The sequence below is a fragment of the Pseudomonas monteilii NBRC 103158 = DSM 14164 genome, assembly GCF_000730605.1.
GTDB classification, from domain to species: Bacteria; Pseudomonadota; Gammaproteobacteria; order Pseudomonadales; family Pseudomonadaceae; genus Aquipseudomonas; species Aquipseudomonas monteilii.
Genome location: NZ_BBIS01000033.1, coordinates 31,009 through 46,068, shown reverse-complemented (window position 1 = coordinate 46,068; position 15,060 = coordinate 31,009). Strand labels below are relative to the sequence as shown.

15 protein-coding genes are annotated in these 15,060 nt (G+C 60.8%); 11 read left to right on the top strand and 4 right to left on the bottom strand.

The features are described 5' to 3' along the window. Positions 1–40: 40 nt before the first annotated feature. Together xdhC and guaD are read left to right on the top strand one after the other, a co-directional pair. Positions 41–886: a xanthine dehydrogenase accessory protein XdhC gene (gene xdhC, locus PM2_RS17755; protein WP_028699372.1), complete on the top strand. Its 846-nt coding sequence runs from the start codon at positions 41–43 to the stop codon at positions 884–886. Positions 887–896: 10 nt separating this feature from the next. Next, positions 897–2,201 carry a guanine deaminase gene (gene guaD / locus PM2_RS17750; protein WP_028699371.1) on the top strand — a complete coding sequence of 435 codons (1,305 nt, stop codon included), beginning with the start codon at positions 897–899 and terminating at the stop codon, positions 2,199–2,201. Here guaD and aqpZ read toward each other — a convergent pair. Continuing rightward, complete coding sequence (gene aqpZ, locus PM2_RS17745; protein ID WP_028699370.1) at positions 2,198–2,896, bottom strand: aquaporin Z; 699 nt, start codon at positions 2,894–2,896, stop codon at positions 2,198–2,200. The genes guaD and aqpZ overlap by 4 nt on opposite strands. Before the next feature lie 147 nt (positions 2,897–3,043). After that, a complete protein-coding gene (locus PM2_RS17740) occupies positions 3,044–3,799 on the bottom strand; it encodes a GntR family transcriptional regulator (RefSeq protein WP_012273431.1) in 756 nt (251 codons plus the stop codon). Positions 3,800–4,082: 283 nt separating this feature from the next. Between PM2_RS17740 and PM2_RS17735 the strand changes: the two genes are divergently transcribed. Together PM2_RS17735 and PM2_RS17730 are read left to right on the top strand one after the other, a co-directional pair. After that, positions 4,083–5,432, top strand: coding sequence for an NCS2 family permease (locus PM2_RS17735; protein ID WP_028699369.1), 1,350 nt, complete (start codon positions 4,083–4,085; stop codon positions 5,430–5,432). A 157-nt stretch (positions 5,433–5,589) separates the two neighbouring features. Next, complete coding sequence (locus PM2_RS17730; protein ID WP_019099540.1) at positions 5,590–6,324, top strand: RHS repeat-associated core domain-containing protein; 735 nt, start codon at positions 5,590–5,592, stop codon at positions 6,322–6,324. A gap of 60 nt (positions 6,325–6,384) precedes the next feature. Here the strand turns inward: PM2_RS17730 and uraH are convergent, their stop codons facing one another. Beyond that, on the bottom strand, positions 6,385–6,738 hold the full coding sequence (gene uraH, locus PM2_RS17725) for a hydroxyisourate hydrolase (RefSeq protein WP_016711727.1): 354 nt from the start codon (positions 6,736–6,738) through the stop codon (positions 6,385–6,387). Positions 6,739–7,136: 398 nt separating this feature from the next. Between uraH and puuE the strand changes: the two genes are divergently transcribed. From puuE to PM2_RS17690, 7 genes are all read left to right on the top strand, one after another. Further along, positions 7,137–8,063, top strand: coding sequence for an allantoinase PuuE (gene puuE / locus PM2_RS17720; RefSeq protein WP_016711728.1), 927 nt, complete (start codon positions 7,137–7,139; stop codon positions 8,061–8,063). Continuing rightward, positions 8,063–8,578: a 2-oxo-4-hydroxy-4-carboxy-5-ureidoimidazoline decarboxylase gene (gene uraD, locus PM2_RS17715; protein ID WP_019099539.1), complete on the top strand. Its 516-nt coding sequence runs from the start codon at positions 8,063–8,065 to the stop codon at positions 8,576–8,578. Before puuE ends, uraD begins: the two co-directional genes overlap by 1 nt. A gap of 49 nt (positions 8,579–8,627) precedes the next feature. Continuing rightward, entirely contained in the window at positions 8,628–9,131 is a 504-nt protein-coding gene (locus tag PM2_RS17710) for an ureidoglycolate lyase (protein WP_012315446.1), read from the top strand. A gap of 45 nt (positions 9,132–9,176) precedes the next feature. Continuing rightward, positions 9,177–10,496 carry a urate hydroxylase PuuD gene (locus tag PM2_RS17705; protein WP_028699368.1) on the top strand — a complete coding sequence of 440 codons (1,320 nt, stop codon included), beginning with the start codon at positions 9,177–9,179 and terminating at the stop codon, positions 10,494–10,496. Positions 10,497–10,654: 158 nt separating this feature from the next. Continuing rightward, on the top strand, positions 10,655–12,010 hold the full coding sequence (locus PM2_RS17700; RefSeq protein WP_028699367.1) for a nucleobase:cation symporter-2 family protein: 1,356 nt from the start codon (positions 10,655–10,657) through the stop codon (positions 12,008–12,010). Positions 12,011–12,149: 139 nt separating this feature from the next. Further along, positions 12,150–12,935, top strand: coding sequence for an outer membrane protein OmpK (locus PM2_RS17695; RefSeq protein ID WP_025754771.1), 786 nt, complete (start codon positions 12,150–12,152; stop codon positions 12,933–12,935). A gap of 350 nt (positions 12,936–13,285) precedes the next feature. Continuing rightward, the gene (locus PM2_RS17690) at positions 13,286–14,068 is read left to right on the top strand and encodes an outer membrane protein OmpK (protein WP_016711733.1); all 783 of its coding nucleotides are present in this window, start codon (positions 13,286–13,288) and stop codon (positions 14,066–14,068) included. Between the two features lie 36 nt (positions 14,069–14,104). Here the strand turns inward: PM2_RS17690 and PM2_RS17685 are convergent, their stop codons facing one another. Next, positions 14,105–15,019, bottom strand: coding sequence for a DUF808 domain-containing protein (locus PM2_RS17685; RefSeq protein ID WP_016711734.1), 915 nt, complete (start codon positions 15,017–15,019; stop codon positions 14,105–14,107). Between the last annotated feature and the right edge of the window lie 41 nt (positions 15,020–15,060).

The window sequence follows — 15,060 nt, the reverse complement described above, 5'->3', positions numbered from 1 at the left end:
CTCCCACAGAGCCTGCGGCGCAACATAGAGAGGTTGCATCATGCACCAATGGATCAACGCCCTCGCCGACCACCAGTCCCGTGGCGAAGCCTGCGTACTGGTGACCATCATCGAAGAACGCGGCTCCACCCCGCGTAACGCCGGCTCGAAAATGGTCGTCAGCGCCAATGGCCTGTTCGACACCATCGGTGGTGGCCACCTGGAATACAAGGCCCTGCACATCGCCCGGCAAATGCTCGAAGAACAGCGCACCGCCCCACACCTGGAGCGCTTCAGCCTCGGGGCCAGCCTGGGCCAGTGCTGCGGCGGCGCTACCGTGCTGTTGTTCGAGCCCATGGCTGCGGTGCAAGCGCACATCGCCGTGTTCGGCGCGGGCCATGTCGGCCGTGCTCTGGTACCCTTGCTCGCCGCGCTGCCCTGCCGGGTGCGCTGGATCGACTCGCGCGAACAGGAATTCCCCGAACTCATCCCCAACGGGGTGACCAAGGTCGTCAGTGAAGAACCGGTCGACGAAGTCGCAGACCTGCCACCAGGCTGCTACTGCATCGTCATGACCCACAACCATCAGCTCGACCTGGAACTGACCGCCGCCATTCTCAAGCGTAATGACTTCACCTGGTTCGGCCTGATCGGCTCGAAGACCAAGCGGGTCAAGTTTGAGCATCGCCTGCGCGAACGCGGCTACGACGATGCCGCGCTGGCCCGCATGCGCTGCCCGATGGGCCTGCCCGATGTAAAGGGCAAGCTGCCTATCGAGATCGCTGTGTCCATCGCCGGTGAAATCATCGCCACCTACAACGCCTGCTTCGGCCAGCACGACGCTGCCGCCAATGCCGGCCCCATTGCCCAGTTGCTGCCGCCTTCCCGGCGCAGCCAAGCCATTTGACGAGTGTGTTATGACCGTTACCCGCAAAGCCTATCGCGCCGCCATCCTGCACAGCATCGCCGACCCGGCCGAGGTGGGCCTGGAGGCTTCCCATGAGTACTTCGAGGACGGCCTGCTGGTGGTCGACGATGGCCGCATCAGCGCCCTTGGCCACGCCAGCGAGCTGCTGCCGACCCTGGATGCCGGCATCCCGGTTGAGCACTACCAGGACGCACTGATTACCCCAGGCTTTATCGATACCCATATCCACTTCCCGCAAACCGGCATGATCGGCTCTTACGGCGAGCAGCTGCTGGACTGGCTGAACACCTACACCTTCCCTTGCGAAAAGCAGTTCGCCAACAAGGACCACGCCGATCAGGTGGCGAAGATTTTCCTTAAGGAACTGCTGCGAAACGGCACCACCACCGCGCTGGTGTTCGGCAGCGTGCACCCGGAATCGGTCAATGCCTTGTTCGAAGAAGCCGAGCGCCTGGACCTGCGCCTGATCGCCGGCAAGGTGATGATGGACCGCAACGCCCCGGACTACCTGACCGACACGGCAGAGTCCGGCTACACCGAAAGCAAAGCACTCATCGAGCGTTGGCACGGCAAGGGTCGCCTGCACTATGCGGTCACCCCACGCTTTGCCCCGACCAGTACGCCCGAGCAATTGACCCTGGCTGGGCAACTGCTGAAGGAGCACCCAGGCGTGTATATGCACACGCACCTGTCGGAAAACCTCAAGGAAATCGATTGGGTGAAGTCGCTGTTCCCCGAGCAGAAGGGTTACCTGGACGTCTACGACCACTTCGAGCTGTTGGGCGAGCGCTCGGTGTTCGCCCACGGCGTACACCTGTGCGATGAGGAATGCCAGCGCCTGGCCGAAACCGGCTCGGCGGTGGCCTTCTGCCCCACCTCCAACCTGTTCCTGGGCAGCGGTCTGTTCAACCTGCCCCAGGCTGAGCGCTTCAAGGTCAACGTGGGCCTGGGTACCGACGTGGGCGCTGGCACCAGCTTCTCGCTGCTCAACACCCTGAACGAAGCGTACAAGGTGATGCAGCTGCAAGGCGCGCGCCTGCACCCTTACAAGTCACTGTACCTGGCCACCCTTGGCGGCGCCCGTGCGCTGCGCCTGGACGACCGCATCGGCAGCCTGCGCCCGGGCAACGATGCCGACTTCGTGGTGCTGGACTACAAGGCAACGCCGCTGCTGGACTACCGCATTCAACAGTCCAACAGCATTGAAGAGACCTTGTTCGTGCTCACCACCCTGGGCGACGACCGCACTGTGCGCGAAACCTACGCAGCAGGCCGTTGCGTGCACCAGCGCTAAGGTTCTTTCGCCAGGCCCCGGTACAGCGCGCCGCCGATTGCAGCCCCGATCAGCGGCGCTACCCAGAACAGCCACAGCTGCTGCAGGGCCCAGCCACCGACGAAAAAGGCCGGCCCTGTACTGCGCGCGGGGTTGACCGAGGTGTTCGTCACGGGAATGGAAATCAGGTGGATCAGGGTGAGGGCCAGGCCGATGGCAATCGGTGCGAACCCTGCCGGTGCCCGGGAGTCGGTCGCCCCCATGATCACCACCAGGAACATCGCGGTCATCACCACTTCACTGATAAAGCCCGCCCCCAGCGTGTAGCCGCCAGGCGAGTGGTCGGCGTAGCCATTGGACGCCAGCCCCGAGGACAGCTCGAAACCGGCCTTGCCGCTGGCAATGAGATAGATCACACCTGCAGCCAGGATGGCGCCGATCACTTGTGCGATGACGTAGGGCAGCAGCTCTTTGGCCGGGAAACGCCCACCCACAACCAGCCCGAACGAGACGGCAGGGTTGAGGTGACAGCCGGAGATATGACCGATGGCGAAGGCCATGGTCAGCACAGTGAGGCCGAAGGCGAAAGCAACACCGAGAACGCCGATACCGACAGGGGAACTGGCTGCGAGTACCGCACTGCCACAGCCGCCGAGGACCAGCCAGAAGGTGCCGACCAGTTCGGCCCCCATCCGTTTACCGAGGGACATGCTCATGAATCCATTCCTCAAGAAGTTGAACGCAACGAATGCGCAAGCCCAACTGCTTGATGAAGGTTTGCTCACAAGAATTTAGCAGACCTTTGGTCAATGGCCAGAAATGACTGGGGCCGCTTCGCGCCCCTCGATCAATCAGGCAAACGATCAACCCTTGGCCGAAACCTTTGGCTTTTTCAGCAGGTGCGAGAACACTGCATGCAGATCGTCCGAGGCACTCTCCTCGTCCAGGTTCAGCTTGCTGTCGATGTGGTCCATGTGGTGCATCATCAGGCTCACAGCCTGTTCGGCATCACGCGCCTCGATGGCATCGATCAGCTGCATGTGCTCGTCATACGAGCAATGCGAGCGGTTGCCGCTTTCGTACTGGGCGATGATCAGCGAAGTCTGCGACACCAGGCTGCGCTGGAAGCTTACCAGCGGTGCATTGCCCGCTGCCTCGGCCAGCTTGAGGTGGAACTCGCCGGACAGGCGAATGCCGGCCCCCCGGTCGCCACGCGAGAAGCTGTCGCGCTCTTCACGCACCATCTGCCGCAGCTCGTTGAGCTGGTCCAGGGTGGCGTGCTGCACGGCCAGTTCGGTAATGGCCCGCTCCACCATGCGCCGCGAGAAGAACACCTGGCGCGCTTCTTCCACCGTCGGGCTGGCCACCACCGCACCGCGGTTCGGCCGCAGCAGCACCACGCTTTCGTGGGCCAGGCGCGACAGGGCGCGGCGGATGATGGTGCGGCTGACGCCAAAGATTTCGCCCAGCGCTTCCTCGCTCAACTTGGTGCCCGGCGCTAGGCGCTGCTCGAGGATCGCCTCGAAAATGTGCGCGTAGACGATGTCGTCCTGGGTACCGCTGCGGCCGGCCTTGCCGACACGTGCAGGTTTTTTCAGAGGTTGCAGCTGTTCGTTCATGGGCTCTCGAGGCACGAAGAGAAAGTATGGCGCCATTGTACACAGGCTGAGGCGATTCCGCAGGTGGCGTTTTAGCTATATAGCCGTTGTACGACGCATTGCGCACACAAAACATAAAACATTATTTGCATTCTTTGTACACAAAAGCATAATCCACCGAGCAACTTCTTGACCCATGAGTCAACAAAATGGTCAGACGTCTGCCTTCCCTCGCGGAGCCTCCAAGTGCATTGCTCAGGAAAATGGCTCCATAACAACAAGAAAGACTTGAGGAGTACTCGCTGTGGAAAGCCGCAAATCCGAAGCCCCTACGCTGGATCTCGCCCCACCGCTCGAAACGAGCTGGCTGGAGCGGATTTTCAAACTCAAGCAACACGGCACCACCGTCAAAACCGAAATGATCGCCGGGGTGACCACCTTCATCACCATGGCCTACATCATCTTCGTCAACCCCAACATCATGGCCGACGCCGGCATCGACCATGGTGCCGCCTTCGTCGCCACCTGCATCGCCGCCGCGCTGGGCTGCCTGCTGATGGGCCTGTACGCCAACTGGCCGGTGGGCCTGGCCCCGGGCATGGGGCTTAACGCCTTCTTTACCTACACCGTGGTCGGCACCATGGGCTACAACTGGGAAACGGCGCTGGGGGCGGTGTTCGTCTCGGGGGTGCTCTTCATGTTCCTGACCTTGTCGAAAGTGCGCGAATGGTTGCTGAACAGCATTCCGGTCAGCCTGCGCCATGCCATGGGGGCCGGCGTCGGATTGTTTCTCGGGCTGATCGGCCTGAAGACAGCAGGCATCATCGTCGACAGCCCCGCTACCCTGATCAAGCTGGGCTCGCTGCATGAGCCAGGGCCACTGCTGGCAGCCGTGTGCTTCCTGCTGATTGCCATCCTCAGCTACAAGCGGGTGTTTGGCGCGATCCTGATCAGCATCATTGGCGTGACCCTGGCGGGCTGGGGCCTGGGGCTGGTCAAGTTTGGCGGGGTGATGTCGATGCCGCCAAGCCTGGCACCGACCTGGATGGCGATGGATGTGGCTGGCGTGTTCAACGTCAGCATGATCAGCGTGGTGCTGGCGTTTCTGTTCGTGCACATGTTCGACACCGCCGGCACGCTGATGGGCGTGGCGCAGCGCGCCAACCTGGTGGCGCCGGACGGGCGGATCGAGAACCTTTCGAAGGCGTTGAAGGCTGACAGTGCATCAAGTGTGTTCGGTGCAGTGGTGGGTGTGCCACCGGTCACCAGTTATGTGGAAAGTGCTGCGGGGGTCGCGGCGGGTGGCCGTACTGGCCTGACTGCGGTAGTCGTCGGCCTGCTGTTCATCGCCGCGATGTTCTTCGCCCCGCTGGCCGGGATGATCCCAGCCTACGCAACTGCCGGTGCTCTGATCTACGTGGCGATGCTGATGATGGGCAGCATGGCGCACATTCATTGGGATGAGGCCACCGACAGCATTCCGGCTATCGTCACGGTGATCATGATGCCGCTGACCTTCTCGGTCGCCGATGGTATTGCGCTGGGTTTCATCAGCTACGTCGCGTTGAAGGCGGGCACCGGGAAATACAAGGAAGTCTCCGCCAGCCTGTGGGTGCTGTGCGCGATTTTCATTGCCAAGTTTGTGTTCCTTTAACTTCAACCGCTTCAACAAAGGGCGCCTCGGCGCCCTTAGTCATATTCAGTACCGCACATTGAACCGCGCCGCACTGTTATTTTTGCCAGGTGCGGGGTAATCGGAGGCTTGATATAAATTTACGGTCACATTTAGCGCAACCGCTGGAGAGAGTTGAATGCCAGCCTATACCCCATTTGGCCACGGCACGTCTTGTGAAAGCCTACTGGCCTTCAATGGCGATTTTCATGACACGCTCACAGGCCTTTATCCGCTGGGTAACGGCCATCGCATGTACAGCCCGGTGCTGATGAGGTTTCTTCGTTCAGACAACCTAAGCCCTTTTGACCGAGGTGGTTTGAACAGCTATGTCTACTGCGAAGCAGACCCGATCAATCGGATAGACCCGAGCGGCAGAAATGCTTTGCTGTACAAGACCGCTACCAAGTTGCTAGCAGGAGGAGGGATTGTATTCGGGGCCAGAAAACACCGTGACTTCATCGGTGAAGTTTTCACTACCAGCAAGCGTGCACTCACTCGCGGGCCGATACCGCCTGAGAATTTCCCAGAGCACCGATACAACCTCTGGAGAAACGCGAGCAAGGCTGACAAACCTTTCAACAACGCGGTGAACCGGGTCAACGAAAATCTGGGATCACACGGTGATGGCGCGCTTTCAGCAAAACAAGCCGCTTACTACGCAGAAGGAACCTGGTCAGAGAACAGCAACACCACACTGCATCTTCACAGCACCGCCGGCTGGGGGATGCAACTGGCGCAGACCGGAGATCCGGCCGCTGCGACCGGCGCCTTGTTCAATGGTGCCGCCACATTGGTTTCAGGCGCGCTGGATCACATATCCTACAAATCGGGAGCGATTTTCAAGAATCCTGTCAGCGAAGTACGCCAATAAAAAAAGCCCGCCAGTGTGAGAGCGGGCCAAAGGACCTACGAAGATTCTTCTAGCGACCAACTAGCTTCCACGATAGGTCGAATAGCTGTATGGCGAGATCAGCAGCGGCACGTGGTAGTGCTCCTGTTGCTCGTCGATGCCAAAGCGCAGCACAACAACATCCAGAAACGCCTGGGCCGGCAGTTGCACACCACGGGCGCGGTAGTAATCGCCAGCGCTGAACTGCAGTTGGTAAACGCCAGAGCGGTAATCGTCACCTTGCAGCAACGGCGCGTCGACGCGGCCATCGCTGTTGGTCAGGGCGGTGTTCACCAGCTCCAGCTGCTGGCCTTCGACACGGTACAGCTCGACCTTGATCGAGCTGCCCGGGCAGCCATGCGCGGCATCCAGTACGTGTGTGGTCAAACGTCCCATTGCGTGTCGCCTCTTGTTCAATCTGTGGCAAGAAATACTCAGCCTATGCACCCAAACAGGGCCTGCGGTAGGCGGGAATGACGCCATTAAGACATTCCACCGAAAAATTGTACACAATTTTTTGTGCCCATCCGTCGTACCCCGCGTTTCCTGCCTATAAACGACCCATCGGTCGCAAATACAGGCACTGTAACGACCCCAATGTCATTAGCTGACCGATCAGGCAGGTTTCTTGCACTGTATTTCCAGGTCGCTGCGAAGCGACAAAAGGGAAGAAATACGGAAAAACAGGCTTACAAAAGATTTCAGAAGTTGTATACAATCAGCCCATCCGGTGGTGCGACATCCCGACGCGGCCCGCCCACCCCCCGCACAAACGCACAAGAAGGAAGACTGCAGTGAGCGCTGACTACCCTCGCGACCTGATCGGTTACGGCAACAACCCTCCTCACCCGCAATGGCCGGGCAACGCTCGCATCGCGCTGTCTTTCGTCCTCAACTACGAAGAAGGCGGCGAACGCAACATCCTGCACGGTGACAAGGAGTCCGAGGCCTTCCTGTCCGAAATGGTAGCCGCCCAGCCACTGCAGGGCGCGCGTAACATGAGCATGGAATCGCTGTACGAATACGGCAGCCGTGCCGGGGTGTGGCGCCTGCTGAAGCTGTTCAAGGACAGCGGCGTCCCGCTCACCATCTTCGCCGTGGCCATGGCCGCCCAGCGCCACCCCGACGTGATCCGCGCCATGGTCGAGGCTGGCCACGAAATCTGCAGCCACGGCTACCGCTGGATCGACTACCAGAACATGGACGAGGCCCAGGAGCGCGAGCACATGCTCGAAGCCATCCGCATCCTCACCGAACTCACCGGCGAACGCCCGCTGGGCTGGTACACCGGCCGCACCGGCCCGAACACCCGTCGCCTGGTGATGGAGGAAGGTGGCTTCCTGTATGACAGCGACACCTACGACGACGACCTGCCCTACTGGGAGCCGAACACCCCTACCGGCAAGCCGCACCTGGTGATCCCCTACACCCTGGACACCAACGACATGCGCTTCACCCAGGTACAGGGCTTCAACTGTGGCGAGCAGTTCTTCCAGTACCTGAAGGACGCCTTCGATGTGCTGTACGCCGAAGGCGCCGAAGCACCGAAGATGCTGTCCATCGGCCTTCACTGCCGCCTGGTCGGCCGCCCGGCGCGCCTGGCCGCCCTGAAGCGCTTCGTCGATTACGCCAAAAGCCATGACCAGGTCTGGTTCGCCCGTCGCGTGGACATCGCCCGCCACTGGCACACCACCCACCCGTACAAGAAAGAGAACGCCTGATGACTGCCTTCAACACCCTCAAGCCATCCGCCCTGGGCCGTGACGCCTTCGTCAGCGCCTTCGCCGACATCTACGAGCATTCGCCGTGGGTGGCCGAAAAGGCCTATGACCTGGGCCAACTGGGCGAGCTGGACGAAATCGAAGCCCTGCACCAACGCATGAGCGACATCCTGCTCAGCGCCAACCACGCCGACCAGTTGGCACTGATCAACGCTCACCCGGACCTGGCCGGCAAGGCCGCCATCCAGGGCGAGCTGACCGAATCGAGCACCAACGAACAGGCCGGTGCCGGCATTCACCAATGCACCGCCGAAGAGTTCGCCCGCTTCACCGAGCTGAACGATGCCTACAAGGCCAAGTTCCAGTTCCCGTTCATCATGGCGGTGAAGGGCAGCAACCGGCACCAGATCCTCGCCGCCTTCGAGAAGCGCATCCACAACGATGCCGATGCCGAGTTCAAGGAAGCCCTGGCGCAGATCAACCTGATCGCCCTGTTCCGCCTGCTGCAGCTGTAAGCAACAGCCGAACCTTTTTCAGTACAACGAATAGATAAGAGAGACCCGCATGCGCACCCTGATGATCGAGCCCCTGACCAAAGAAGCCTTCGCCCCCTTCGGTGACGTGATCGAAACCGACGGCAGCGACCACTTCATGATCAACAACGGCTCGACCATGCGCTTTCACAAGCTCGCCACGGTCGAAACCGCCGAGCCTGAAGACAAGGCGATCATCAGCATCTTCCGCGCCGACGCGCTGGACATGCCGCTGACCGTACGCATGCTGGAACGCCATCCGCTGGGCAGCCAGGCTTTCATTCCGCTGCTCGGCAACCCCTTTCTGATCGTGGTCGCGCCCGTTGGCGATGCACCTGTATCAGGCTTGGTCCGGGCCTTCCGCAGTAATGGCAGGCAGGGCGTTAATTACCATCGCGGCGTCTGGCACCACCCGGTGCTGACGATCGAAAAGCGGGATGATTTCCTGGTGGTTGATCGCAGCGGTTCTGGCAACAACTGCGATGAGCATTACTTCACCGAGGAACAGATGCTGATCCTCAATCCCCACCAATAAGAAAAGGTCGGTCATCGTTCACGGTGATCGGCAGAGGTACATACTGTGGAAGCACACCTTCACGAATGGCTGAACCTGAGCATTCGCTGGGTTCACATGATCACCGGTGTCGCCTGGATCGGTGCATCGTTCTACTTCGTCTGGCTGGAGAACCACCTGAATCGAAGCAACCCGCGCGATGGGTTGTCGGGTGATCTCTGGGCGATTCACGGCGGTGGTATCTACCACCTGGAGAAATACAAGCTCGCACCCCCGAAAATGCCCGAGAACCTGCACTGGTTCAAATGGGAAGCCTACTTCACCTGGATGTCCGGTATCGCCCTGCTGTGCGTGGTGTTCTACTGGAACCCGACCCTGTACCTGCTGGCCCCTGGCAGCACCCTGAGCGGTGCCGAAGGCGTGGCCATCGGGATCGGTTCGTTGGTGGCCGGCTGGTTCATCTACGACTTCCTGTGCGATTCGCCACTGGGTAAAAAACCTGCCCTGCTCGGTGCCGTACTGTTCGTCCTGATCATTGCCGCCTGCTTCGGCTTCAGCCTGGTGTTCAGTGGCCGTGGCGCCTACCTGCACACCGGCGCGATCATCGGCACCATCATGGTGGGTAACGTGTTCCGCATCATCATGCCGGCCCAGCGCCAGCTGGTGGCGGCGATCGAGAACAACCAGACGCCCGACCCGGTACTGCCGGCCAAGGGCCTGCTGCGTTCGCGTCACAACAACTACTTCACCCTACCGGTGCTGTTCATCATGATCAGCAACCACTTCCCGAGCACCTACGGTAGCCAGTACAACTGGCTGATCCTGGCCGGCATTGCAGTAGCCGCGGTTCTGATCCGCCACTACTTCAACACCCGTCACGACAGCAACAAGTACGCCTGGACCCTGCCGGTCGGCGCCCTGGCAATGATCTGCCTGGCCTACGTCACCGGCCCTAAGCCGATGGCTGTTTCGCCTGAGCAAGCCGCAGCGAAAGTCGAGTACCAGCCACTGCCTGCTACTGCCGTAGGTGGCAAGACCGCCGCCGAACTGCGTGCCGAAGAAGCAGCCAAGCCTGCCGAAGCACCGGCTCAAGCACCTGCCCAGGCGACTGCCCAGGCTGGCGGCGACAGCTTCGACAAGATCCACAACGTCATCCAGGAACGCTGCACCGTGTGCCACTCGTCCAAGCCGACCAGCCCACTGTTCAGCGCCGCCCCTGCCGGTGTGATGTTCGACACCCCGCAGCAGATCCAGGCACAGGCCGCGCGCATCCAAGCGCAAGCGGTCGCCAGCCAGATCATGCCGCTGGGCAACATCACCCAGATGACCACCGAAGAGCGCAAGCTCGTCGGTGACTGGATCGCCAAAGGTGCCCCGGTCAACTGATCGAAGCCGCAAGCTTCAAGCCTCAAGCTGTAAGTCGTAGGTAACAAGCAAGCATCGAGCGTCAGGCTCCAACGCGGATCAACAAGCTTCTATGTGAAGCTTGCCGCCTGGAGCCTGCCGCTTGGATCCGAGAATAAAAACAAAACTCGAGGTGCTGCATGTCCGAGTCACGCAAGGCGTACATCCCCATTGCGCCGCCGCGCGAGCCCTTGCCCCTGTTCCAACTGATCCTGGTTGGCCTGCAACACGTTCTGCTGATGTACGGTGGCGCCATCGCCGTGCCGCTGATCATCGGCCAGGCCGCCGGGTTGTCCCGTGAAGAAGTCGCTTTCCTGATCAACGCCGACCTGCTGGTCGCTGGTGTCGCCACCATCATCCAGTCGTTCGGTATCGGCCCGGTGGGCATCCGCATGCCGGTGATGATGGGGGCCAGCTTCGCTGCCGTCGGCAGCATGGTGGCCATGGCCGGCATGCCCGGCGTGGGCCTGCAGGGGATCTTCGGCGCGACCATCGCCGCCGGGTTCTTCGGCATGCTGATCGCGCCGTTCATGTCCAAGGTCGTGCGCTTCTTCCCGCCGCTGGTCACCGGTACGGTGATTACCTCGATTGGCCTGTCGCTGTTCCCGGTGGCGGTCAACTGGGCCGGTGGCGGCCATGAAGCAGAAACCTTCGGCTCGCCGATCTACCTGCTGGCAGCTGGCCTGGTGCTGGCGGTCATCCTGCTGATCAACCGCTTCATGCGTGGGTTCTGGGTCAACGTGTCGGTACTGGTGGGCATGGGCCTTGGCTACATCCTGGCCGGTTCCATCGGCATGGTCGACTTGTCGGGCCTGAAAGACGCACCGTGGTTGCAGGTGGTCACCCCACTGCACTTCGGCATGCCGACCTTCAGCCTGGCGCCGATCCTGTCCATGTGCCTGGTGGTGGTGATCATCTTCGTCGAGTCGACGGGCATGTTCCTGGCCCTGGGCAAGGTGACCGATCGCGAAGTCACCCCAGGGATGCTGCGGCGCGGCCTGCTGTGCGATGCCGGTGCATCGTTCATCGCCGGCTTCTTCAACACCTTCACCCACTCATCGTTCGCCCAGAACATCGGCCTGGTGCAAATGACCGGGGTGCGCTGCCGCTTTGTCACCATCGTGGCCGGTGCACTGCTGATTGTGCTCAGCCTGCTGCCGAAGGCGGCCTTCCTGATTGCCTCGATCCCGCCTGCGGTGCTGGGCGGCGCCTCCATTGCCATGTTCGGCATGGTGACCGCCACCGGGATCAAGATTCTTCAGGAAGCGGACATCGGCGACCGCCGCAACCAGCTGCTGGTGGCGGTGAGCGTCGGCTTCGGGCTGATCCCCGTGGTGCGTCCGGAGTTCTTCGCCCAGATGCCACAGTGGATGGAACCCATCACCCACAGTGGTATCGCCATGGCCACGGTCAGTGCCCTGGTGTTGAACGTACTGTTCAACATCCTCGGTGGCGCCGAACGCGCGGTGCACAACGACGCTTGTCACCAGCACTGAGCCAGACGGGGCGGCGCATGGCCGCCCCGCATTCATATAAGCAGTAAACGCAACACCGTCGGCCCGCCGGAATGGGCCGCCCGGGGCGCCTGCGCGCCAAAAAACCGCCAACAAAAACAATAAGTCCGGGAATCACAACATGAAGCGCATCACCACGTCCCTGCTGCTGGGCAGCAGCCTGCTGGCCACCCTCCCCTCGCATGCAGGCGAATGGCTGCAATGGCACGGCGAAAGCCTGACCTACCTGTACGGCAAGGACTTCAAGGTCAACCCTGATATCCAGCAGACCATCACCTTCGAGCACGCCAACAAATGGAAGTACGGCGACACCTTCATGTTCGTCGACAAAATCTTCTACAACGGCAAAGCCGACGCCAGTAAAGGCGTGACCACCTACTACGGCGAGTTCAGCCCACGCCTGTCATTCGGCAAGATCTTTGACAAGAAGCTGGCTTTCGGCCCGATCAAGGACGTTCTGCTGGCCATGACCTACGAGCGCGGCGAAGGCGACAACGAGGCCTACCTGATCGGCCCTGGTTTCGACCTGAACATCCCCGGCTTCAACTATTTCACCCTGAATTTCTACGTGCGCAACACCGAGGGCAGCCGCCCGGGTGACAACGTCTGGCAGATCACCCCCGGCTGGTCGTACACCCTCCCCGTGGGCAGGTCCGACATTCTGATCGACGGCTACATGGACTGGGTCACCGACAACGACCAGACCCGCCGTGGCACCTACCACGCCAACCTGCACTTCAACCCGCAGGTGAAGTACGACCTGGGCAAAGCGCTGAACCTGGGCGCCAAGCAGCTGTACGTGGGCTTTGAGTACAGCTACTGGAAGGACAAGTACGGCATCGACAGCCGCGGCAACCTGGACAGCAACCAGAGTGTCGCCAGTGCGCTGATCAAAGTGCACTTCTAGAAAACTGACCAAACGCACAAGTTTGTACCACCCCGCTCCAGGACGGAGCACTTGAGGCTCGGCGCGCAAGCCAGTAATCTGCGCGCCCCTCGATCAGGGCAGAACGGATTCTGCCTGCGTTTACTGACCGCTCAGTCAATGAATACGGGCGGTTGGCCAACGTGTTGCCAGCCTGAAAGACCCTTTTCATCCGTTCAGAACGAAGTCGAGCAGGAAGGTTTTGCCAACCCAGGAAAGTTGGCCCAACCCTTGCCAAACAGCTGTGGCCTATCGAAAAAAGCTGACTCAAAAGACAAAAAGCGCCAATAACGAGCGCTGACAACAGATCAATCAAGGGAGCGACACTTTCAATGCGTACCATCAACAGCCTGATCCTCGCCGGCGGCCTGCTGGCCTGTGGCACCACCTTCGGCGGCGACCTGCTGCAATGGCAGAACAACAGCCTGACCTACCTGTGGGGCAAGAACTTCAAGGTCAACCCGGCGATCCAGCAAACCGTCACCTTCGAGCATGCCGATGGTTGGAAGTACGGCGACAACTTCATCTTCGTTGACAAGATTTTCTACCAGGGCCAGAAGGACGCCGGCAACGGCCCGAATACCTATTACGGTGAGATCAGCCCACGCCTGTCGTTCAACAAGATTTTTGACCAGAAGCTGGAGTTCGGCCCGGTCAAGGACGTGCTGCTGGCCATGACCTATGAGTTTGGCGAGGGTGACACCGAGTCGTACCTGATCGGCCCGGGCTTCGACCTGGCCATCCCGGGCTTCGACTACTTCCAGCTGAACTTCTACAACCGCACCACCGACGGCAGCCGCGCCGGCGACAACGTGTGGCAGATCACCCCGGTGTGGTCGTACACCATCCCGGTCGGCGATTCCGACGTGCTGATCGACGGCTTCATGGACTGGGTGGTGGACAACGACGAGAACCGTCGCGGCACCTACCAGGCCAACCTGCACTTCAACCCGCAGATCAAGTACGACCTGGGCAAGGCCCTGCACCTGGGCGAGAAGCAGTTGTACGTGGGTGTGGAGTACGACTACTGGAAGAACAAGTACGGCATCAAGGACAGCGATGCGTTTACCACGGACCAGAACACTATGAGTTTCCTGGTCAAGGTTCACTTCTGATTTGAGTCAGGGGCCGCTCTGCGGCCCAATGCAATGTTATGTGGCAGGCCGAACCGCCCGCCACAATTTGCCGACAACCGCTACCACCGCCAGCGCCACGGCACCGGCCACCACCCCGGCTACGCCGTTGAGCAACGCCCCGGTCAGCGCCCCACCGCGCCCCTCGCTGAACGCCTCGATGGCGTGATGCAGGGGCGCAATGCCATGCACCAGAATCCCGCCGCCCACCAGAAACATCGCCGCCGTGCCAATCACCGACAGGCTCTTCATCATGTACGGCGCCGCCCGCAGAATGCCGTTACCCACCACCTGCGCAAGCCGCGAGGTCTTCCGGGTCATCCACAGCCCCAGGTCATCCAGCTTGACGATGCCGCCTACCAGCCCGTAAACGCCGATGGTCATGACAATGGCAATGCCCGACAGCACGATGATCTGCTGGGTCAGCGGCGCATCGGCCACGGTGCCCAGGGTGATGGCGATGATCTCCGCCGAGAGAATGAAGTCGGTGCGCACCGCGCCCTTGATCTTGGTTTTCTCGAACGCCACCAGGTCGACGTTGGCATCGGCCACCGCCTCCTTACGGGCTTCGTGCTCAGCCTCATCCTCCTCTTTACTGTGCAAGAACTTGTGTGCCAGCTTCTCGAAACCCTCGAAGCACAGGTAGGCACCGCCCACCATCAGCAGCGGCGTCACCGCCCAAGGGATGAACGCGCTGATCAACAGCGCCGCCGGCACCAGGATGGCCTTGTTCACCATCGACCCCTTGGCCACCGCCCACACCACCGGGATTTCGCGTTCGGCGCGCACACCGGTGACCTGCTGGGCATTCAGCGCCAGGTCGTCGCCCAGCACGCCTGCGGTTTTTTTCGCTGCCACTTTGGTCATCACCGAGACGTCATCGAGCACCGTGGCGATGTCGTCGATCAGTACCAGTAGACTGCTTCCTGCCATGTTTGCCTGTATCCAGATGTGTATGTGCCATCGATTCTAGC